The sequence below is a fragment of the Hymenobacter latericoloratus genome (genome assembly GCF_014199535.1).
GTDB classification, from domain to species: domain Bacteria; phylum Bacteroidota; class Bacteroidia; order Cytophagales; family Hymenobacteraceae; genus Hymenobacter; species Hymenobacter latericoloratus.
Genome location: NZ_JACHNV010000003.1, coordinates 658,261 through 679,433, shown reverse-complemented (window position 1 = coordinate 679,433; position 21,173 = coordinate 658,261). Strand labels below are relative to the sequence as shown.

The window sequence follows — 21,173 nt, the reverse complement described above, 5'->3', positions numbered from 1 at the left end:
TTAGTTTTTCTTGTCATGCCACCCACCGCTTGTCCTACGCTTCGACACCTGCTGTTCGTCCTCAATCCTGTATCCGGCGATATTGATAAAACGGAGCTGGAAGCTACCATCCGGCGCTACTGCCGGGAGCGAGGGCGCAGGGCAACATTTTTTCATACCAGCGGCAACGACGACCTGGGCCGCCTGCGCAGCCACCTGGCGGCGCATCCCTCCGACGCCGTATTTGCGGCCGGGGGCGATGGTACTGCCAGCTTGGTAGCCGAGGCCCTGGCCGGCGGCGCAACACCGTTGGGCATCATTCCGCTGGGCTCTGGAAATGGCCTCTCCAAAGATTTAGGCATACCGCAGGAGGTAGAGCAGGCCCTGCGGCTAACCTGGGACTACCAGCTGCGCATTGTGGACACGCTGCGGGTAGGCGGCCGATTTTCGGCTCACCTGGCCGACCTGGGCTTTAATGCGCTGGTGGTAGAACGGTTCGACCAGGGCGGGGCCCGCGGGCCGGGTGCCTACGTGCGCATTGCCACCCAGGAGTACGTCAACTACCAGCCAGCTATCTACCACATCGAAACCGACCAGCAAACCTGGGAAGGTCCGGCGTTCATGGTAACCATTGCCAACGCCAATACTTTCGGGAGCAATGTCATCATCAATCCGGATAGGGAGCTGGATGATGGCCAGTTTGAAATCTGCCTGATAGAGCCCTTTCCGAACCTTGCCGCCCCCGGGCTGCTCTACCACCTGTACACCAACGACTTCGACGTTTCAGACTATACCCGGAGGCTAAGCTGCCGGCGGGCCCGCATCAGCGTGCCGGGCCAGGCGGAAGTGCTGGTGCAGATTGACGGGGAGCCCTGCCGCCTGCCCACCCCGGTGGAAGTAGAAATTGACCCCCGGAGCCTGCGCATTCTCGGGCCGCCCGCCTCAGCGTAGGGGCCGGCCCGCTGGCTGTCCGGGCCCTGTGGAGTGCGGCGGCGCTCCTGCTACCTGGCCTGCCGAGGGTGGCAGCTGGCTTACGGTAGCTGGCCGGGGTAAGGGAACAGGAGCAGCTAGGGCTGGCGGCTCCAGCCGCAGCCGGAACACCTCTTCTGCCGGCCCGGGCTCCAGGGTCCGCAGCCACGTTTCGCCCGGAGTGTACACCTCTAAGCTGAAAAAGCCTTTGTGCTCATGCACGAAGGTGGCCCGGCCGCCCTTTTGCACAAAGGCCGTTTTGCTGCCCGAGCCACTGACCAGGTAGTGCCCCCCTTTGTACTGAAAGTATTGCAGGTTGTGGTCGTGGCCGGCCGCGTAAATAACGCCGGGGAACTCCTGGAGCACCCGCAGGAGGCGCCGGCGCATTTTGCGGTAGCGCGGGTGGGCCATGTCCTCGGCGGCGCCCACCACCTTCCGGTACAGCGGCAGCAACGAGCCGATAACGGGTAGCGGCACATACGCCTGTTTATGGACCGTAGTAAGCGGAAATACGTGCTGCTTGGCCGTGAACTTCCCCCCGTGCAAGGCATTGGAGTACAGCGGGTGATGCCCGGCCACTACTACCTGCTGGTGGCGGTTGGCACTCAGCAGCCGGCGCAGCTCCCGGAAAGGCTCCTTGGCATCGGCGGCCGGCCGGGAGCCGCGCTGCACCCACCACTGGGTATTAAGCACAATCAGCAGCAGCCCTTCGGCCAGCTGCAGCGTAACGGGGCCGGGCTGCCCGTCGGGGGGGAGGTAGTGCGCCGTGGGCAGATGCTCCCGCACGTACGCTTCCTGCCGCCGCAAATACTCCCAGCCATCGGGGCGGCCCTTGTTCCAGTCGTGGTTGCCGCTAAGAAACACCACCCGGCCCGGGAACTCCCTCAGCGTAGCTAGCAACGTATTGAAGCGAGCTTCGGCGGCGGCCCGGGCCGGGTGCTCGGGCGCAGGCAGGCCGGTGGGATACACATTGTCGCCGAGAATAATGATGGTGCCAGCCGGGCCGGTATCTCGCTGCCAGCTGTTCAGCAGGCTCAGAATAGGGTCAGTACCGTCGGTTACCACGGCCCCTGGGTCGCCGAGCAGGGCTATCCGGTGCCGGGGGGGCTGAGGGGGGAGGGGCTGCCGGGCCCAGTCGTTGTAGGCCGGGGCCACGTAGGGCCGCCGCCGGTACTGCCGCTCCTGCCGGAAACGCCACAGCAGCCAGCCCAGTAGCAGCAAGGCTACATCTATTCCTACATACAGAAGCAGCGTCAGGTCGGGCACGGCATCAGGTTATTCGGTAGCTATACGCAGGCTACTTCAGTGAAGGCGAAGAAAAAGGCGCGGCACCGTCGCCCGCAGGGCGGGTAGTCTAGAAGGAAGGCGGGGTCAGGTTCTTGAAGTGGCCATTCAGGCGCACCCGCTCCTTCAGGCGCTCGGTTTCCTGCAGTACGGGCAATATTTGCTGTAAGTGCACTAGCACGAGCTGCTGACGCTCTACCTCCCGGGTAGCCTCCAGCAGTTGGTATTCCTGCTCGGTGCTCAGGCCAAGGTGGTGGGCAATGTCGTACACTCGAAAATCGGGAGGAAGTTCCAGAAAAAGCCGTTGCAGTCCCAGAATACTGTACAGCTGCCGCACCAGCTCCCGGGTGCGCTCCTGCAGGGCCGGGTCGGGGGTGGAGTCGTCCGGCACGTCCTCCACGGCGGCCCCAGCGTACAGCTTATGGGGCAGCTGGCGGTAGAACTCCTGAATCCGGAACACGCCCACGGCCCGGGTCCGGATGTCCATTTCGCCCGACGGATACGTTTTTTCCACGCTTACCAGCCGCATTTCCGTCCCCAGCGGGCTTACCTGATTGTTGAGGTAGGAAGGAATACCGAAGGTAATGCCCTCCTGTTCGCAGTCGTGCACAAGCTGACGGTAGCGGGGCTCAAAGATGTGCAGGTTGAGTTTTTCCCCCGGAAACACAACCAGGTTCAGCGGAAACAGGGCCAGCGGACGAGTCATGGGTAGATAACCAAAAAAGTGAGGAAATGTCTGTGACCCTGGGCCCGGGCCGCGCCTGGGGGCTAAAATCTGCTACTTTTGCCTCCGAAGCCTCCGGCTTCGGCTTTTCACTTTACGTTAGTTGCTGATTTCGTGACGGATTACCGGCAAACGTTGCGCCGCGTGGGGCGGGTAGCCCTGCAAGTAGTGGCCGCGCTGTTCCTGACTTCTATTGCCTGGGTGCTGCTCTACCGCTGGATTAGCCCGCCGGCTACCTGGCTGATGCTGGACCGCCGCGCCCACGCCCCCGTTGGCATGGGCTACCACGGCATCCGCGAGCAGGACCGCCGCATCAGCTACCACTTCAGGACGCTGGCTGAAGTATCGCCCCACCTGCCCCTGGCCTTGGTGGCCGCCGAAGACCAGCGCTTCCTGATTCACCACGGTTTCGATGGTGATGCTCTGCTGAAAGCGGCCAAATCCAACCTGAGCGGGGGCAAGCAGCTGCGCGGGGGGAGCACTATTTCGCAGCAGGTCGCCAAAAATGTGTTCCTGTGGTCGGGGCGCAGCTACGTGCGCAAAGGGGCAGAGGCGTACTTTACCTTGCTGATTGAGTTACTCTGGAACAAGCGCCGCATCATGGAGATGTACCTGAACGTGGCCGAAATGGGCGACTGTATTTTTGGGGCCGAAGCGGCTTCTCAGCAATACTTCCACAAATCAGCCAAGCGCCTGACGCCCGCCGAAGCGGCCTTGCTGGCCGGCGTACTGCCCAACCCGCTGCGGTTCCGGGCGGCCAATCCGGGCCCACAGGCCCGCGCCAAGCAGCAGCGCGTAATGCGCAACATGCGCCGTCTGGGCGGTACGGCCTACGTGCGCGAGCTCATGGACAAATAAGGCGTAGCCAGCCAGGGGTGGGGTGCCGAAAAGGGTATAAGCTACCCCTGGGGTTTGACTTCTATCTTCCGGACATGAAACGTTTCCTTCTGCTTCTTGCCACTTCGGGGCTCCTCAGCACCTGCCGCACCTCTTCCACTTCGCCCGCATCGTCAGGCGCAGCCGCGGCCGCGGCCCGCCGCGACATTGCCCAGGTGCTGGCCACGCAAACCGCTGCCTGGAACCGCGGCGATATAGCTGGCTTCATGCAGGGCTACTGGCAGCATGATTCTTTAGTGTTTATCGGGAAAAGCGGCCTGACTTACGGCTGGCAGCCTACCCTCGACAACTACCGCCGCAGCTACCCCAACGCCGCCACCATGGGGCAGCTCGATTTCAGCAACCTGCGCATTCAACTCCTGAGCCCCGATGCCGCCCAGGTTATCGGGCGCTGGCACTTGGCCCGCCCCACCGCCGGCGACCTGCACGGACATTTCCTGCTCGTGTGGCGCCGCATTGCTGGAAGGTGGGTAGTAGTGGCCGACCATTCGAGTTGAGTGCTGGAGTAAAGTGTCATGGCGAGGGTACCGACGCCATCCTTCCTCTCTGCGTGACAAACCTGATAATGTGACCAGCCCCTACCTCCGTGCTGGAAGTAAGAGCTTGTCACGTTTTTAGGGGGTAGGGTGTTGGTCCGGACGGATGGCGGCGTCGTGCCTCCTCGCCCTGACCGTGTAGGTACCACTACTTCATAACCGGCTCGCCGGTGCCCTCGCCATCCAGTTCCGTGTCGTCTGCGGCGGCTTCATCTTTTTGCTTTTCCTGCTCCACGGCCGGAATGGCTTCCTGGAAAATAAGGCCAGTGGCGGCGGCGTGATGAGCGGCCTGCACCGTGTCCTGCACCAGCAGCATTTCCACTTTGTCGGAGCGCAGATCTTCCGAAACCTGCTCCACCAGTGCGGCGCGGTCGGGGCGGTTTACGTCGCGGATGTAGATGGCCAGGATGCGGCCGGGGTGGCGGCGCACTACCTCCCGGTAAATGTTGGCGTCCTCCTGGCCCGAGTCGCCGATAAGCACGAAGGGCAGGGTGGGGTAAGTCAGCAGCAGGTTGTCGATTTCCTTGAGCTTGTGGCCGTGGTGCTCCGAGGCGTCGGTGTTTTGCTTGCGCTTCAGGGCCATGTCGCGCAGCAGCAGCGGGCCGGGCGGAACGTCGTTCAGGTTCAGGAAGTCCTCCAGCAAATCATACAGGTTCCAGGGCGAGCTACTGACGTAGAAAAAGGGATTGTTGCGCTTGCCGTTGCGCCCTAGCTGCAGCTGCCGGTAGAACTCGGCTACCCCCTTAAAGGGCAGGCGGGAGCGGGCATTGCGCAGCAGCACCGTGCGGGCCATGCGCAGCAAATCCGTCGCCGAGGTCTGAATTACGGTGTCATCGAGGTCGGAAATAATGCCGTACTCCGCGTCGGCCGGCGGAATCAGCACCATAGCCCGGGTATCGAGCTTTTCGGGAGTTGGGAAGGGCGCCGGGGCCTGCCGCAGCAGCACGTCCACGGGGTACCACAGAAAATCGACGGGCTCCGGAAGCTGCTTGGGCTCCAGGTTCAGGGTGAAGTAGCCTTCCTCATCCGTTACGACCGAGTGCTCGGAGCCATCGGCGGGGCGGACCTGCAGCTGGGCCCCGCTGATTTCGTTGCTGTCGAAGCGGCGGTACATGTTCAGCAGGTTGTGCCAGCGCGAGTCGGTAGGGTCGGGCTCCCCAATGCCCTTGTCCGTGAGCAGGCGGCCTTTCACGTAGAGGCGGCTGGGGGTGCCGTAGCTGCGGTACGAAAGCAGCTGCAGGGGGTGGAGCAGGCCCAGGCGGGCACGGGCGCGGGTCAGGGCATCATCGGCCCGTTCGGCCCAGCTGCTGAGTTTGTCGAGTAGAGGCATCAGGCGTAAAGAAAGCAGAAACGAAGCCTTCCTTACGCAAGCGGAGCCGTTGCGTGTTGCGTGGGGGTAGGGTTTTTGCCTGGCTCAGAAAACAAAACAGGCTTCCAGCCGCAGCCAGAAGCCTGTTCAAAATAACTGTCAAAGCTGATTACAGTGCGTTTTTCAGCGTGTTGAAATCGTTGCTGTTAGCCGTGCGGTTGCGGCAGCCCATCTGCTCGGCTTTGGTCTGGATGTTCTGGATGCGGGAGCCGGGGTTGGGGTGAGTGCTCAGGAACTCGGGGGTAGCAGCCTGGCCCTCTTTTTCAGCCTTGATGAAGAAGCCCGCCGCCCCGTCGCAGGCGTAGTAGTTGGTGCCGTTGAGGTACTCCACCGAGTAAGAATCGGCCTCCGTTTCGTAGTCGCGGCTGAATTTGAGCTGGCCCAGGCTGGCGGCCACGTCCACTAGGGTGTTCTCATTTTCCCCGAGCAGCAAACTCAGCAGCACACTGATGCCGTACTGGCTTTGGAGCTGGCGGGAAGTGTGGCGGCGGTCGGCGTGGGCAATTTCGTGGCCCAGCACACCGGCCAGCTCGGTTTCGTTATCGAGGTACTTAATCAGGCCCGAGTACACGTAAATGTGGCCGCCGGGGGTAGCAAAGGCGTTCTGTACCTGGTCGTCCCGAATGATTTTCACGTCCCAGGGAAATTCGTTGCGGTACTGCAGCTTGCCGCTGTCCAGCACCCGCGTCACGATGCGGCCCAGGGCCGCGTAGGCGGTGGGATTGCTACCGGGCTCCAGCAGCTGGCCTTTGGCGCGGAAAGTGGAATCGGTTTCGGCGGCTACTTTCTGGCCGAGGGCTATATCATCTTCTACTGAAAACAGCAAAACACCGTCGCCATCTTTCGAGCAGGAAGAAGCAGTGCCCAGCGAAACTATCAGACCGAGAAGCAGCCAGGGTTTAAGCAAAAAACGACGCATACACGCGGAGGAAAATGGTATAAGAAAAGGAAGGTGGTGCTGGGTGGTTAGAAAAAACAATGCCAGAACCAGCAGGTTCCTAACGGCGCTACCCAGCAGGATGTTGCTTTTACGCGCTACAGAGAAGGTTTTGCGGGGAGTACCCCACGGAGTATCAGCCGGAAAAGTATGGGCGGGGCCGCTGCCCCGGCCCTCGGTAGGCCCGGTTTTTTCGTATAGGAAACCAGCTGACCAGGCCAGCCGGCGGCCTGACAGGTTGCCCGCTGGCCCGTGGCCGGCCGGGTAAAGGCTTCGGCACCTTATCATTTCCGAGGCGGCTTGCGTACAGGGGAAAACGCCCGCTAGTGTCGCGGGCGGCCCTCTGACCTCGAACTATGTCTGTTGCCGCTACCGCCCGCCCCAAAACCCGCAAAAAGAAACTGGAGCCTCTGGAAGAAGCTCATATTCTCTACAAAGACCCCGCCCGCCAGGCCGAGCTGGCCGGCCTGCGCTACCTCACCGATACCAAGCCCGGCCTGACCCGCGAGGCCACCGCCGCGGGCGAGTTTCGCTACCTCACGGCCAAGGGCGAACCGGTGGAAGATGAGAAAACGCTGGAGCGCATCCGCGGCTTCGTGATTCCGCCGGCCTGGACGGAGGTCTGGATTTCGCCCTCGCCGAACAGCCATTTGCAGGTAACCGGCCGCGACGCCAAGGGCCGCAAACAGTACCTCTACCACGCGGCCTGGGACCAGGCCCGCGCCCTCACCAAGTTCAGCCGGCTTCGGGCCTTCGGCGAAAAGCTGGCCGAACTACGGATGCAGCTGCATAAAGATCTGGGCCGTCCGGCGCTGGACAAACGCAAAGTTATTGCCCTGGTGCTGACCCTGATGGATCAGTCGTTTATCCGCATCGGCAACAAGGAGTACGCCAAGAAAAACAAAACCTATGGCCTTACGACTCTCCGCGACAAGCACGTGCAGGTGAGCGGGGCCGATGTGCGCTTCAGCTTCGTGGGGAAGAAGGGGGTAGCCCACGACCTCACCATTCACGACCGGAAGCTGGCCCGCCTCGTGCAGAAGTGCAAGGAAATACCGGGCCAGCACCTGTTCCAGTACTACGCTCCCGACGGGCACCGCGAGGAGCTGGAATCGGGCGACGTGAACGACTACCTGCACGAGGTAACCGGCATGAACCTTTCGGCCAAGGATTTCCGCACCTGGGGTGGCACCGTGAAAATGGTGGAAGCCCTGGAGCGGGTTATCGACGAGGAGCCCGCCTTCCCGAAGCCTAAATCCCTGAAACGCGCCCTAAAAGACGTAGCCGAAAACCTGGGCAATACGCCCAGCGTGTGCTCCAAGTACTACATCCATCCGCAGGTGGTGGAGCTATTCAACTCCGACCAGCTCATCGACTACCTGCGCCGCCACGACGCCGACCCCAGCGAAAACGACCTGCTGACTCCCACCGAACACATGGTGCTGGAAATGCTGCAGGAGCTGGAAGCGGCCAAGCAGTAGGTGGTGAGGTGTCATGGCGAGGAGGCACGACGACGCCATCCTTCCTCTCTTCTGTGACAAGCCTGCTAAACAGACAAGCCCTTGACGCTAGCGCAGTCGTCAAGGGCTTGTCACGTTTTAGGGGGTAGGGCGTTGGTCAGGAAGGATGGCGTCGCTCCGCTCGCCATGACAGTAGAATCATCTTCCCGAGCCGTCCCGGTCAAAGGCGTGGGGCTTGACGCTGTGCTCCGTGCGGTCCTTGAACTCGGGGCCGATGATTTCCAGCTCGTTGTTACGGCGCGTGTCATAGAAACGGGTGCGCTTGCGCCAGCCCGCCACGCGGGAGGAATCCTGCACCACATCGGAGCCGGGGCCACCGTAGATATCCAGGAAAGGAGAGCGGCGCACCTGGCCCGATACGATGAACTCATCCTTGCCCTGCAGGCCGTGCAACACTACCGTGCGGGTATGGGTGGGGTTGAAGCTGCGCTGATACAGGAGTAAGGGCTTTTTCTGGCTTTTGTCGGCCGGAATCTGGTACACGGATACTACCGTAGCCGTGTCGGAGCGGCGCTCTACCACAAACCGCTCGTTCTGGTCGGTGCCGGCTACCACCACCTGGCGGGCCTTCAGGGCGTAAAACTCGTTAGCTACCTGTGGCAGCTTGGCCCGGCGGGCGCGGAGAGCCTCTTCCAACAGCGGGCCTTGCTTGCGGTACACTTCCGCCGGTAAGCCTTGGCGCACGGCCCGGGTAATAACCTCATCGGTGAGGCGGGCCTGCAGGTCGAGGGCGATGCGGCGGTAGGCCGGGCGACTGACTTCAGCCAGGGCCCGCTCATCAATAAAGCTGGCGTTGCGGGTGTAGCCCTCGGTACTTTGGTAGCGCGGCCGGAAAGTCCGGAATTTGCTTACCAGCTTGCTGATCAGCCACGGAATAGCGCCATCATCAAACCGGAAAAAAACCTGGTCCCGATCCTGGGGCACGGGCCGCCAGAGGGTTTGGCCGGTGGGCTGGGGGTAGGCCGCCCAGCTCCACTGCCCTTCGTGCCGGTCCCAGTCGCCGAGCCAGATATCCAGCAGGCGGGCCCGCAGAAAGGCCTCCCCATCCAGCTTGTGGCCGGGGGTAGCGTACAGCTCGGCCAGCACGTCATCGGATTCTTCCAGGGCCGTGGCTCCGGCTACCGGCCCGAAGATGTTCTGCTTGCCCTCAAACTTCTCTTCCAGCAGCACCACTTTGCCCTGAAACCGCTCTGAGGCGTCGCCCAGCCCCACCTCATCGGCCCGGACGTAGAAGGGGCGCGGGGTGGTGTGGGGCACGCCAGCGGCCTGGGCCAGGGGCGGCACCACAAACGCGCCGTACGGCAGGCCGGCCGAGGTAGCATCGCGCACCGCGGTCAGCACAAAGCCCTGGCGCAGTACTTTGGGCAACGTGCGGTAAGGGTCTTTGTCGATGGTGCGCAGGGCGTAGTTGCGGCCCTCGGGGGAAATCAGCGTGACGCTGGTGGTCTGGAAGCCGCCGCCCATTTTGCTGAACTTGAGGCCCCCTGCTACTACGCTTTGCGGTTTGAGCACGGGTAGGCTGACGGGTTGTACCCAGCTGGGCCGGTGGTGGGTGCCCAGCAGCAGGCGGCCCAGTGGCCCCCGGTGGTAATGGCGGCCGGCCGTTACCCGGGCGCTGTCGGCGGTGGGGGGGAGGGGCGTGGCGGAATCCACCCGGGCATCGGGCTGAAAGTAAGTTTCCCGGCCGCAGGCCGTGGCAGCGAAAAGCAGCAGAAGACTGGAGTAGCGAAGGGTCATGCAGAACGAAAAGACGCGGCTAGGCTCCTTGAACGCAGCTCCCGCGGAAAAGTACATGCTCCGCCGTACAACCGCTACCGCCCGGTTTGCGCTATAAGGGCGGCAGTCCGGGAACGGGCGGCCTATGTACATCAGTAATTACTAGGTTCCGTGCCCTTTTCTTCTCGTGTGTTCCGGCCGGTCCGCTGGTCGGTTGCACCGGCCGCCGGCCTGCTGCTTATGTCCTGCTCGGCCCCGGCCCAACGCGTAGCGCCTGCCCCGCCGGCCACCATCCGCCCCGACTCTACCGTGCTGGTGGCGGCCGGCCCGCACTACCAGCGAGGAGCCGTGCACCGCTTCTTCTGGGGCACGCACTACCGGGCGCTCTGGACGCTGCCGGTCACGGCGCCGGTGTTCAACCTGCGCACGGCCGTGCCGGGCGGGCTTACCCCCATTCGGGAAGGCGGCTCGTTCCAGACCCGTAACCTGCGCCTGGTGGACCGCAACGGCGTGCAGTACGTGCTGCGCTCCGTGGATAAGGATGCTACCAAGGCCTTGCCCGAGAGCTTGCAGAATGGGCCCATCGGCCGCCTGATGAAGGACCAGACCAGCGTGATTCATCCGTACGGAGCCTACATCGTGCCGCCCCTGGCCCGGGCGGCGGGTATTTACTACACCAATCCGCGGCTGGTGTACGTGGCCGATGATCCGGCCCTGGGCGAGTACCGGGAGAGTTTTGGTAATGCCCTGTACTTGTTTGAGGAGCGCCCCGAGGGCGACCAGCGCACCGTCGGCAGCTTCGGCTTTTCCGCTCAGGTAGTAAGCTCACGCCATGCCTTTACCAACCTGGTAGCCAGCTCCCGGTATCAGGTAGATGCCCGCCAGTACCTGCGCAGCCGCCTGTTTGATATGTGGCTCGGCGACTGGAGCCGCCGCGAAGACCAGTGGCGCTGGGCCAGCTTCCCGGCCGCCGACGGTGGTACGGTGTACCGGGCTATTCCGCGCGACCGGGACCACGCCTTCTTTAAGTTTGATGACGGCCTGCTAACGCACATCATCGGGTGGGTAAAGCCCAACTACCAGAGCTTCCACGAAAAAATACGGCTCTCCGATGTGGAAGGCCTCAACAGCGCCGCCCGGCCCATGGATAAGTCGTTGCTGCCCTACCTGACCCGCCAGGACTTTCAGCAGATTGCCGATTCCCTGCGTAGCTCCCTGTCGGATGCCGTTATTGCGCGGGCCCTGGCCGTGTGGCCCCGGGAGGTGCAGCAGCTGGCCGCCGCTGAGTTCAGCCGCAAGCTGCGCAGCCGGCGCGAGCAGCTGCCGGCCGTGGCGGCCCGGTTCTACGAGCTGCTGGCCCGGGACGTGGAGCTGCCGGGCACCGATGAGGCCGAGCGGTTTGTGCTGGAGGCCCTGGGGCCCCGGCAGGTACGGGTGCAGGTGTACCGGCTCACGCCGCAGGGTGCCACGTTGCTGCAGCAGCGCGTATTTCATAGCCCCGAAACCCGCTCCCTGAAACTGTTTGGGCTAGGCGGCAACGATGCCTTTGAGCTCCGCGGCGACCCGGACCCTCGGTTCAAGATTGGAGTGTACGATGGAGCCGGCCAGGATTTGCTGGAGGCTGCTCCCGCGCCGGCCCGCCCTCGCAGCCGCCTCACTGTGTACGATAACGCCGATGGTAACACCCTGCGCGTCGGAAAAACGGAGGTAGAGAAATATCAGCCCCGGGCCGAAGAGTTTGATGGCGCCGGCTGGCTGTTGCGGCACCGCTTATACTAGCTGCCCGCCGGGTGGGGCCTGCTTGCTGAGCTCCAGCGCACCAGTGTCCTTTCCTAAATCAGGAACCGGAGGGATAAGCCGGAATCCCGTTGCCGGGCAGCATAGTTTCGTCGCGCCAATGCCGGGCCCAGTTGCGGGCTGCCTCGGGGGTAGCAAAGTAGGCCGTAGCCAGCGGAACCAGCCCCTCCGAGTGGCGCATAATCTGGGCGATGCCCATCCGGCTGCCGCTGTTGCCCAGCTCTACCACGGCCAGCCGCCGTACCCCCAACCGTGCAAAACGCGGAAACCACTCCTCGTAAATCCACTGCTGATCGGGAAACACAATGGTCTGCAGGTTTTTCATATTGCCAATCCAGGCCCTGATCTGAAGTTCCTCAGCGGAGCGCAGGCTTGCCATGAGCCCGGCCCGCAACTGCTCGCCACTGACTGGGTGCAGCCATTCTAGCTCCAGCAGTCGGTTGTCTGGTTCGTGCCGTATTCGCAGGTAGGAAGATTCGTACACAACGGCCATACTTCATCGGGTTGCAGGCGGCCACCGACCGTCTGCCTTGAAGATAGCAGTTCTGCTATTCAATACAACAGCGAAATGCAGGGCGCGCCTGCCACACCTAGCAATAGATTTTACCCCGCGTTCTTGAAGATTTTGACCTTGTCTTTGTGCTTGGTGCGCAGGTACTGCCGGATGATCTGCTGCACATCCTTATTGTCGTTGTAGCGGGTAATGGCGTCAACGAAGTCAGGAAGGCGGCGGGCCGTGAAAGTGTCATCCACGTAGCCGAAGCCCAGGTAGCGCCCGTTCTCTACTACTACAATGCTTTTCTCATCGGGCCGGCGGCCGGGGCCGGTAATCACGAAAGAGCCGTGCTCATACGTGAACGACTCGATGGCAGCCTCCACGCGTTGGTTATATTCCTCGGCCGGTTCCAGCCCGATGCAGGCCCCCTTGCAGCGGTGTACCTGGTAGTCAAAGCAGGAGCCAGTGGTTTTGTATAGGTCACAGAGCTTCTGGCACAGGTTGAACTTGGCCACCTTATGAAACAGGAAGCCCTTGGCCTTGTACTGGTTGCCCAGCGCAATCAGCGGGTGCGACTGGGCGTGGTCGTCGGCGCGGCCGTAGTAGAGGTGCTTGTACCCGTTCTCATCCGTGCGCAGAAAGATGCCGGCCGGAAACACCGAGCGGCGCTGGGCCCGGTTATACAAGGGCTTCAGACGCTTTATCTCATGCGACTCGTAGAGCAACGCTACCAGCTCCGAGCCCGTCAGCTCCCAGGTAATGTCGGAAATAGAGTTCTTGAACTCGATGCTCTTGCGCGACTTATAATCGACGGCAAAGTGCTGCTGAATCCGCTTGTAGATATTGATGCTCTTCCCGACGTAAATAACCTCGCCCTGCTCATCGTGAAAGTAATACACCCCCGCTTCCTGGGGTAGGGAGGCCACTTTCTCCGGGGTGATGTTAGGGGGTAGCAAAGCCGTCCGGATGGCCTCCTGCACCGCCTTGATTTTCCGGGCCGAGGGTTGCTTGGTGGCCGCAGACGTAGTGCCGGCCGCCGGCCGCCGGCCCGAGGGCGCGTTGGCGTCCACGGCCGCCAGGGTTTCGGCCGGGCTCAGGCCCGGGGCCTGCAGGGCTTCTTCCTGCTGACTGATCTTGAGCAGCCGCCCAAACAGAATGGCCGTGGCGGCGGCGTCGCCGGTGGCGCGGTGCCGGTCGTTGAGCGGAATCCCGATGTTCTGGCAGAGCTTGCCCAGGCTGTAGCTGGGCTGGCCAGGCATCAGGGAGCGGCTCAGGCGCACGGTACACAGCGTTTTGCGCGAGTAGTTGTAGCCCAGGTCGGCAAACTCTTTTTTCAGAAAAGAGTAGTCGAAGCGCACATTGTGGGCCACGAACACGCACCCCTCCGTTATTTCCACAATCCGGCGCGCTACCTCATGAAACTTCGGGGCGTCGCGCACCATGTCATCGGTAATGCCGGTGAGCTGGGTGATGAAAAACGGGATGGGTCGGCCGGGGTTCAGCAGGGTGCTGAACTCATCCACTACTTTCTCCCCATCGTGGATATAAATGGCTATTTCCGTGATGCGGTCCTGCGCGGGCTGCCCTCCGGTAGTCTCAAGGTCAATGATGGCGTACAAACGAAGCGCGGAATCAAGTAAACAAACGTGCTAATCCTATTGGTAACAAAGATACGCCCCCGGAAGGTTGCATGAGGTAGAAAGCTCCTCCCTGGGGCGACTTACCAACAAGCTGAAAACTAAAAAAGCCCGCCGGATAGGGCGGGCTTTTCTGTAAGTAATGCGGCTGCTGGCCTAGCGGGTGCCTTTTTGCTGAGTAACCCAGTTTTTGGCCGACAGGATTTCTCCGTGTTGCTTCTGTAGCACGTTGCGGGCCTCGGCGGGCAGCTCGGCAGCTTTCAGCGCCGTTTCGTACGACTGCAGGGCTACGGCATCACCGGTTTCGCACTCGCCCAGAATGGCGCTGTCGTCATGGCCCGTAATGGCCGATTTGATGTTAATCCAGCCGCGGTGCACAGCGGCGGCGGCGTCGGCTACCAGGCCCTCAATGGTGTTGCCTTCTTCCGTGCTGATGCCGTACTGCTGGGCGTGCTGCGACAGCTCGGAGGCAAACTGAGCGCGCTGCTGGCTGAACTGGCTGAACTTCGCCTTCAGGTCGGCACTGCTGGCGCCTTCGGCGGCTTCCTGGTAGCCTTTGGCGGCCGTTTTGTTGATTTCTACGAGGTCGTTGTAAGCGCGGGCAGTATCGCCGGTTATAGTGGCCATGATCTAAAGTTTTGAATGAAAGGAAAGAGATTTACGAGTCCTGAAGTAGGGGACTGATGGGCTTTTATACCCGGTACGGGCGGCGCAGGTTGCCTTTCCCGGATTATAAAATTTCGGTTATCAGAGTTTCACCTTGACTTCGGGCTAAAAAAGAATCCCCCGCCGGTAAAAGCCGACGGGGGATTCAAAAAGCGCTTATATGGCCGGGGTCATTGGGTTGCTTTACCGGTTACGCGGCCCCAGAGCCGGCCTAAAAAACCCGGCTGCTTTTCGCCGGCTTTGGTAGAGTTTTCTCCCTCTGCCGTGTCGCCCAGCAGGAAGCCCCAAGGCTCGGTCACTTTGCTGGCATCCAGCACTACCTTGATAACAGCCATAATCGGAATGCTCAGAATCATGCCCGGCGTGCCCCACAGCTCGTTGCCCAGGATTAGGGCCAGAATGGCGGCCAGCGGGTTGATGCTTACCTGGGAGCCCGTAATCATGGGCGTAATAAAGTTGCCTTCCAGAAACTGCACCACCACAAACACCCCAATCACCAAGGCAGCCTGCACGATGGAGCCGGTTTCTACCAGCGTGATAATGGCCGGTATAGTGGCCCCAATCATGATGCCGATATAGGGAATTACGGCCAGCACCGAGGCGAAAATGGCGAAGAACACCGCGAATTTCACGCCCAGCGCTACCAGCCCGATACCGTTGAGCACGGCCACAATGATAATCACCTTCACCAAGCCCGAAATGTAGGCCTGCACTACCGTCTGAATGCTGTCCACGGTGTGCAGCACCGCCGTGCGCTTGTCGGGGGCCACAAAGCGGAACATAAACTGGCGCAGATGGTCGCGGTAGAGCAGCAGACAGAAGATATAAATGAAAACCTGCAGAATGTTGCTCAGGGCCGAAGTAGTGGTGTTGAGCGTGGTGCCCAGATACGTGCCGCCCGATTTTTTGAGCGCCTTCATGGTGGAGTCCTTGACCTCCTCAATGCTCATGGGCTGGTAGCCAAAGCGCTGGTGCGCCCACTCCTGAGCCGAGTTGAAGAACTCCATTGTTTTTGTTTGCAGCTTGGGTATCTCGTTCTTGAACTGAGCCAGCTGCGAGCCAAAGCCTACCACCACGCCGGCCACAATAAGCACCAGCAGCAGCAAACACAGGATAATGGCCAGCACCCGGGGCAGGCCTTTCAGCTCCAGCCACCGGCAAATGGGCAGCAGCAGTAGCGAGAAGATACCCGAAAAGACAAGAGGCAACAGCACGTCATCCAGGACGCGCAAAGAATACACCAGCAGTACCGCCCCAATCATGAGGAAGGCAAACTGAACTACCGGAGTTTGCTTTACCTCAGGCGTGGGCTTGTGGCCGGAGGGAGGCAAATGATGTTGGGTAGCGGGAGGAAACATATTGCTAAGAAAATTGGTAAAACAAAGGAAGTGAAAGCAAGAAGGTTGGCAGATTTTGTACGGTTTGGGGGGAACAATCGGGCGCGCGACTGGGTTGGTAAATGAAATTTTGCTAACTTGAATAGCGAAAGAAAGACGCGGAAAAGGCCAATTTTCTGCGTTATTTTACCTCAAATTTGATTACCCGATTTCATGGCTGAAGAACAAGTACCCGCCGCTACCCCCAACCACGGCTACACCGAAGACAGCATCCGCTCCCTGGACTGGCGCGAGCACATCCGGCTGCGCCCCGGCATGTACATCGGTAAGCTCGGCGACGGCTCCAGCTACGATGATGGCATTTACGTGCTCGTGAAGGAAGTGATTGACAACTCCATCGATGAGCACGTGATGGGCCACGGCCGCACCATCGACATCAAGATTTCGGACAGCCGCGTGCAGGTGCGTGACTATGGGCGAGGCATTCCGCTGGGCAAGGTGGTAGAGGTAGTAAGCAAGATTAACACGGGCGGTAAGTACGACTCCAAGGTCTTCCAGAAGTCTGTGGGCTTAAACGGGGTAGGCACTAAAGCGGTTAACGCGCTCAGCAACTACTTTCTGGTGCAGAGCGTGCGCGACGGGCTGATGAAGTCGGCGGAGTTTTCGCAGGGCGTGCTCACCAGCGACCCGAAGCCGGTGAAAACCAGCCAGCGCAACGGTACGCTGATGACCTTCCAGCCCGACGATTCTATTTTCCGTAACTACCGCTTCATCCCGGAGTACTTGGAAAATCAGATCTGGAATTATGTTTATCTGAACGCCGGCCTCACCATCAATTTCAACGGCCAGAAGTACTACTCCGAGAACGGTCTGCTGGATTTGCTGGCCCGCAAGGCCGACCCGGAGAGCCTGCGCTACCCCATCATCCACCTCAAAGGTCCCGATATCGAGCTGGCTCTCACTCACGGTAATGATTACGGCGAGGAGTATTACTCCTTCGTGAATGGGCAGTACACCACCCAGGGCGGCACGCACCTGGCCGCTTTCCGGGAAGCCGTGGTGAAAACCGTGCGCGAGTTCTACAAGAAAGAGTACGACGCGGCCGACATTCGCGGCTCCATCATTGCCGCCATTTCGGTGCGCGTACAGGAGCCGGTGTTCGAGTCGCAGACCAAAACCAAGCTCGGTTCCATCAACATGGGGCCTGATGGGCCCACGGTGCGCGGTTTCGTACTAGACTTTGTAAAAGAACACCTCGATAACTACCTGCACAAAAATCCGGCGGTGGCGGAGGCCCTGCGCAAGCGCATTGAGCAAAGCGAGCGGGAGCGCAAGGACATGGCGGGCGTGAAAAAGCTGGCCAACCAGCGCGCCAAAAAAGCCAACCTGCACAACCGCAAGCTCCGCGACTGCCGCCTGCACCTGGGCGAAACCAAGGAAGCGGAGAAAGAGCTGCTTACTACCCTCTTTATTACGGAAGGTGATTCGGCCTCGGGCTCCATCACCAAGAGCCGCAACGTAGAAACGGAGGCTGTTTTCTCTCTGCGCGGTAAACCCCTGAACTGCTTCGGGCTGAAAAAGAAAATCGTGTACGAGAACGAGGAGCTGAACTTGCTCCAGCACGCGCTCAACATCGAGGAAGGTATTGAAAACCTGCGCTATAACCGGGTGGTAATTGCCACCGACGCCGACGTGGACGGCATGCACATCCGGCTGCTGCTGCTCACGTTCTTCCTGCAGTTCTTCCCCGATTTGGTGCGTAATGGCCACGTGTTCATTCTAGAAACCCCGCTGTTCCGCGTCCGCAACAAGAAAACGACCATCTACTGCTACAACGAGCAGGAAAAGCAGGCGGCCATGCGCAAGCTGGGCCGCAACCCCGAGGTCACCCGCTTTAAAGGCTTGGGAGAAATCTCGCCCGACGAGTTCGGCAAATTCATTGGCGACAACATCAAGCTGGAGCCCGTCATTCTGCAGTCTGACCGCTCTATTCAGCAAGTTCTGAATTACTACATGGGCAAGAACACGCCGGCTCGTCAGGAATTCATCATTGAAAACCTGCGTTTAGAGAAAGATCTGGTGACTTCCGACGTGCTGCCCGTGGAGGAAGTAGCGGAAGCGGATCTGGCCTAAGGCCAAAGCAGTTGCCGGGCGGTTTCAGCCGCCTAAAACGAAGAAGTTAACCTTCTGCTACCCCTGGGAGCAGGAGAGAGGTACAAGAACAATAATCGTGGCAAGCGCCACACCCTACTGTGTCAGAAGAGACGAACCCCCACGACCCGAACCAGGACGAGCAGCCGAACACCTTCGGCGCCGGCGACTCCTTTGCGTTCGGGGCCGAGTCGGCTACGCCGGCGGATGCTGCTGTGCCCTCCGAGCCGGAAGAGGATACTACCCAACTGGTGGTAAGCGAAACCGGCGAGCTACTACTGGCCGAGTCGGGCGCCGATGTGGACGCCGTGACCGAGCCGGAGCCCGTGACCGAAGAAACGGAAGAGGAGCCCAAATTCGCCCCCGGCGAAACCATTCACGATGTAGCTACGGTGAACGGCATGTACCAGAACTGGTTTCTGGACTATGCTTCCTACGTGATTCTGGAACGCGCCGTGCCCGCCATTGAGGACGGCCTCAAGCCCGTGCAGCGCCGCATTCTGCACGCCATGAAGGAGATGGACGACGGCCGCTTCAACAAAGTGGCTAACGTTATCGGGCAGACCATGCAGTACCACCCCCACGGCGACGCCTCCATCGGCGACGCCATGGTGAACCTGGGCCAGAAAGACCTGCTGATTGAGACCCAGGGCAACTGGGGCGACATCCGCACCGGCGACGGGGCGGCCGCCCCGCGCTACATTGAGGCCCGCCTAAGCAAGTTCGCGCTGGACGTGGTGTTCAACCCGGACATCACGGAGTGGCAGATGAGCTACGACGGCCGCAAGCGCGAGCCCACCACGTTACCCGTGAAGTTTCCGCTGCTGCTGGCGCAGGGGGTAGAGGGCATTGCCGTGGGCCTGAGCACCAAGATTATGCCTCACAACTTCCGCGAGTTGTGCAAGGCCTCTATCGACGTGCTGCGGGGTAGGGAAATACAATTGTTCCCCGACTTCCCGACCGGCGGCCTCTGCGACGTGAGCAATTACAACGGCGGCCTGCGCGGGGCCAAAATCCGCTTGCGGGCTACCATCGAGAAGGTTGATAAGACCATGCTCGTGATTCGCGACATTCCCTACGGCACCACCACCACGGCGCTGATGGAAAGCATCGTGAAGGCTTCGGAAGCAAATAAAATCAAGATCAAGAAGGTAGTCGATAACACGGCCGCCGAGGTGGAGATTCAGGTGCACTTGCCGGCCGGCGTTAGCCCCGACCTCACCATGGATGCCCTCTACGCCTTCACCGACTGCGAAATCAGCATTTCCCCCAACACCTGCGTGATTATCGAGGATAAGCCGCGCTTTGTGGGGGTAGAGGACATGCTGCGCCTGAGCACCCAAAAAACGGTGCGTTTGCTGGAGCGGGAGCTGGAAATCCGCCAGGAAGAGCTGCAGGAAAAATGGCATTCGGCCTCGCTGGAGAAGATCTTTATCGAGAACCGCATCTACCGCAAAATTGAGGAGTGCGAAACCTGGGAGGAAATTCTGCAGACCATCGATGCCGGCCTGAAGAAATTCGTGCGGGTGGAAGGGGAGAAGCAAAAGGCCAACGACACGCGCATTGTCCTGCGTCGCCCCATCACGGAGGACGACCTGACTCGCCTGACCGAAATTCGCATCAAGCGCATTTCCAAGTACGACGGCTTCAAGGCCGACGAGTACATTCAGAAGCTGGAAACGGAGCTGGCCGAGGTGGCCGATCACCTGGCTAACATTGTCCGCTACGCCATCCAGTACTTCGAAGGCCTGCTGAAAAAGTACGGCGCGGGCCGGGAGCGGAAAACGCAGCTGCGCACCTTTGATGTGGTAACGGCCCAGAAAGTAGCCATTGCTAACCAGAAGCTCTACGTGAACTACCAGGATGGCTTCGTGGGCTACGGTCTGAAAAAGGACGAAAAGGCGGTGGAAGTCACCAGCTGCTCCGACTTGGACGACATTATTGCTATTCGGCGCGACGGTACTTTTACGGTGTCAAAAATTGCTGAAAAGACCTTTGTGGGTAAGGATATCCTTTACGCTGGGGTGTACAACAAGAACGACGACCGGCTGGTATATAACATGATCTACCAGGATGGCGCCTCGGGCATCAGCTTCGCCAAGCGCTTCCTGGTGACGGGTATCACCCGCGACAAGGTGTACGACCTGACCAAAGGCACCAAGGGCACCAAAACCCTCTACCTCACGGCCAACCCGAACTCGGAATCGGAGATTGTGAGCGTGCAGCTCTCCGATAAGGCCCCGGCCCGAGTGAAGCAGTTTGACTTTGATTTTGCCGAGCTGGCCATCAAAGGCAAAGGCTCCATGGGCAATATCGTCACGAAGCAGCCCATCAAGAAAATCACCCGCAAAGCCGTGGGCGACTCCACCCTGGGTGGGCGGGAAGTATTCTTCGACAGCGTGGTGGGCCGCCTGAATCACGCCGGTCACGGCCGCTACCTCGGAGCATTTGACACCGACGACAGCATTTTGGTGGTGTACAAGGATGGCAGCTACGAGTTGCTACCCCCAGACCTGACCTTCCACTTTGAACTGCACAAGATTGTGCTTCTGCGCAAGTTTGACGCGGATGTCGTAATTAATGCGGTGTATCTGGAAGGGGAAACAAAGACCCATTACGTCAAGCGTTTCCGCATCGAAACCACCACCCAGCGCAAACCCTTCATCTTTATTTCAGAGACGAAAGGCAGCAGCCTGGTGTGCGCTACGTGTGGCCCGACCCCGGAGATAGAAATGAAAGTGCAGAAGGAAAAGAAGGGAGAAAAGCTCACCGAACGCCTGTTACTCCACGAGTTTATTGACGTGAAAGGCTGGCGGGCCATGGGCAACAAGCTCAACTACTTCAAGCTGCACTCAGTGACGCTGCTCACTGATGAAGGACCGGAACCCGAGCGCAAAGCCGGCAAGAAAAAAGTTGGCCCGGCTACCATTCCGCGCCCCGCCGCTACCCCCGATGCCGCGGCCAATGACAACGAGCCCCTGCCCGAGCTAACCGGCCCCGTTGACATATCGGAAGCCGACGTTGCCCAGGCCCAGGCCGTGCTAAAAACGCCCAAGTCGCAGCTGAAACTATTCTAGAAATGGCGGCGCATAGAAAAAGGCTGGCCCCTTGCGGGCCGGCCTTTTTCTTGGTGGATTGGGGTAGCGCCTACCCCTTCA

Annotated in this window: 16 protein-coding genes; 7 read left to right on the top strand and 9 right to left on the bottom strand. The window is 60.4% G+C overall.

What is annotated here, in order from left to right:
* Positions 1-15 precede the first annotated feature (15 nt).
* Positions 16-930 (top strand): diacylglycerol/lipid kinase family protein, encoded by a 915-nt coding sequence (locus GGU46_RS13400; protein WP_183404020.1) that lies wholly within the window; start codon positions 16-18, stop codon positions 928-930.
* Here the strand turns inward: GGU46_RS13400 and GGU46_RS13395 are convergent.
* Positions 922-2,214, bottom strand: coding sequence for a metallophosphoesterase (locus GGU46_RS13395; protein WP_317171915.1), 1,293 nt, complete (start codon positions 2,212-2,214; stop codon positions 922-924). The genes GGU46_RS13400 and GGU46_RS13395 overlap by 9 nt on opposite strands.
* A gap of 88 nt (positions 2,215-2,302) precedes the next feature.
* Positions 2,303-2,938, bottom strand: a complete 636-nt coding sequence (locus GGU46_RS13390; RefSeq protein ID WP_183404019.1) for an LON peptidase substrate-binding domain-containing protein — start codon at positions 2,936-2,938, stop codon at positions 2,303-2,305.
* 78 nt (positions 2,939-3,016) lie between these two features.
* Between GGU46_RS13390 and mtgA the strand changes: the two genes are divergently transcribed.
* Positions 3,017-3,814, top strand: a complete 798-nt coding sequence (gene mtgA, locus GGU46_RS13385) for a monofunctional biosynthetic peptidoglycan transglycosylase (RefSeq protein WP_246398980.1) — start codon at positions 3,017-3,019, stop codon at positions 3,812-3,814.
* A gap of 74 nt (positions 3,815-3,888) precedes the next feature.
* The gene (locus GGU46_RS13380) at positions 3,889-4,350 is read left to right on the top strand and encodes a YybH family protein (protein WP_183404018.1); all 462 of its coding nucleotides are present in this window, start codon (positions 3,889-3,891) and stop codon (positions 4,348-4,350) included.
* A gap of 187 nt (positions 4,351-4,537) precedes the next feature.
* On the opposite strand, the gene GGU46_RS13375 is transcribed toward GGU46_RS13380, so the two are convergent.
* Together GGU46_RS13375 and GGU46_RS13370 are read right to left on the bottom strand one after the other, a co-directional pair.
* Positions 4,538-5,719: an App1 family protein gene (locus tag GGU46_RS13375; protein WP_183404017.1), complete on the bottom strand. Its 1,182-nt coding sequence runs from the start codon at positions 5,717-5,719 to the stop codon at positions 4,538-4,540.
* Positions 5,720-5,867: 148 nt separating this feature from the next.
* The gene (locus GGU46_RS13370; RefSeq protein ID WP_183404016.1) at positions 5,868-6,677 is read right to left on the bottom strand and encodes a M48 family metalloprotease; all 810 of its coding nucleotides are present in this window, start codon (positions 6,675-6,677) and stop codon (positions 5,868-5,870) included.
* Between the two features lie 374 nt (positions 6,678-7,051).
* Between GGU46_RS13370 and GGU46_RS13365 the strand changes: the two genes are divergently transcribed.
* A complete protein-coding gene (locus tag GGU46_RS13365; RefSeq protein ID WP_183404015.1) occupies positions 7,052-8,176 on the top strand; it encodes a DNA topoisomerase IB in 1,125 nt (374 codons plus the stop codon).
* 177 nt (positions 8,177-8,353) lie between these two features.
* Here GGU46_RS13365 and GGU46_RS13360 read toward each other — a convergent pair whose 3' ends face one another.
* Complete coding sequence (locus GGU46_RS13360; RefSeq protein WP_183404014.1) at positions 8,354-9,952, bottom strand: hypothetical protein; 1,599 nt, start codon at positions 9,950-9,952, stop codon at positions 8,354-8,356.
* 150 nt (positions 9,953-10,102) lie between these two features.
* Here GGU46_RS13360 and GGU46_RS13355 point away from each other — a divergent pair, with 150 nt between their 5' ends.
* Positions 10,103-11,710, top strand: a complete 1,608-nt coding sequence (locus tag GGU46_RS13355; protein ID WP_183404013.1) for a hypothetical protein — start codon at positions 10,103-10,105, stop codon at positions 11,708-11,710.
* A 58-nt stretch (positions 11,711-11,768) separates the two neighbouring features.
* On the opposite strand, the gene GGU46_RS13350 is transcribed toward GGU46_RS13355, so the two are convergent.
* The 4 genes from GGU46_RS13350 to GGU46_RS13335 form a co-directional block, all read right to left on the bottom strand.
* Positions 11,769-12,221 (bottom strand): hypothetical protein, encoded by a 453-nt coding sequence (locus GGU46_RS13350; RefSeq protein ID WP_183404012.1) that lies wholly within the window; start codon positions 12,219-12,221, stop codon positions 11,769-11,771.
* A 110-nt stretch (positions 12,222-12,331) separates the two neighbouring features.
* Positions 12,332-13,843, bottom strand: coding sequence for an exonuclease domain-containing protein (locus tag GGU46_RS13345; RefSeq protein WP_183404011.1), 1,512 nt, complete (start codon positions 13,841-13,843; stop codon positions 12,332-12,334).
* A gap of 174 nt (positions 13,844-14,017) precedes the next feature.
* Positions 14,018-14,488, bottom strand: coding sequence for a ferritin-like domain-containing protein (locus tag GGU46_RS13340; RefSeq protein ID WP_183404010.1), 471 nt, complete (start codon positions 14,486-14,488; stop codon positions 14,018-14,020).
* A 209-nt stretch (positions 14,489-14,697) separates the two neighbouring features.
* Positions 14,698-15,885: an AI-2E family transporter gene (locus GGU46_RS13335; protein WP_183404009.1), complete on the bottom strand. Its 1,188-nt coding sequence runs from the start codon at positions 15,883-15,885 to the stop codon at positions 14,698-14,700.
* Positions 15,886-16,077: 192 nt separating this feature from the next.
* Here GGU46_RS13335 and GGU46_RS13330 point away from each other — a divergent pair, with 192 nt between their 5' ends.
* Together GGU46_RS13330 and GGU46_RS13325 are read left to right on the top strand one after the other, a co-directional pair.
* Complete coding sequence (locus GGU46_RS13330) at positions 16,078-17,997, top strand: DNA topoisomerase IV subunit B (RefSeq protein ID WP_183404008.1); 1,920 nt, start codon at positions 16,078-16,080, stop codon at positions 17,995-17,997.
* Positions 17,998-18,341: 344 nt separating this feature from the next.
* Positions 18,342-21,092, top strand: coding sequence for a DNA gyrase/topoisomerase IV subunit A (locus GGU46_RS13325; RefSeq protein ID WP_317171920.1), 2,751 nt, complete (start codon positions 18,342-18,344; stop codon positions 21,090-21,092).
* Positions 21,093-21,173: the final 81 nt, after the last annotated feature.

What these genes read in the sequence shown, in the direction of transcription:
- GGU46_RS13400 (WP_183404020.1), top strand. Translation starts at nt 16, where the DNA reads ATGCCACCCACCGCTTGTCCTACGCTTCGACACCTGCTGTTCGTCCTC.
- GGU46_RS13390 (WP_183404019.1), bottom strand. Translation starts at nt 2,938, where the DNA reads ATGACTCGTCCGCTGGCCCTGTTTCCGCTGAACCTGGTTGTGTTTCCG.
- GGU46_RS13380 (WP_183404018.1), top strand. Translation starts at nt 3,889, where the DNA reads ATGAAACGTTTCCTTCTGCTTCTTGCCACTTCGGGGCTCCTCAGCACC.
- GGU46_RS13375 (WP_183404017.1), bottom strand. Translation starts at nt 5,719, where the DNA reads ATGCCTCTACTCGACAAACTCAGCAGCTGGGCCGAACGGGCCGATGAT.
- GGU46_RS13370 (WP_183404016.1), bottom strand. Translation starts at nt 6,677, where the DNA reads ATGCGTCGTTTTTTGCTTAAACCCTGGCTGCTTCTCGGTCTGATAGTT.
- GGU46_RS13365 (WP_183404015.1), top strand. Translation starts at nt 7,052, where the DNA reads ATGTCTGTTGCCGCTACCGCCCGCCCCAAAACCCGCAAAAAGAAACTG.
- GGU46_RS13360 (WP_183404014.1), bottom strand. Translation starts at nt 9,952, where the DNA reads ATGACCCTTCGCTACTCCAGTCTTCTGCTGCTTTTCGCTGCCACGGCC.
- GGU46_RS13350 (WP_183404012.1), bottom strand. Translation starts at nt 12,221, where the DNA reads ATGGCCGTTGTGTACGAATCTTCCTACCTGCGAATACGGCACGAACCA.
- GGU46_RS13340 (WP_183404010.1), bottom strand. Translation starts at nt 14,488, where the DNA reads ATGGCCACTATAACCGGCGATACTGCCCGCGCTTACAACGACCTCGTA.
- GGU46_RS13335 (WP_183404009.1), bottom strand. Translation starts at nt 15,885, where the DNA reads ATGTTTCCTCCCGCTACCCAACATCATTTGCCTCCCTCCGGCCACAAG.
- GGU46_RS13330 (WP_183404008.1), top strand. Translation starts at nt 16,078, where the DNA reads ATGGCTGAAGAACAAGTACCCGCCGCTACCCCCAACCACGGCTACACC.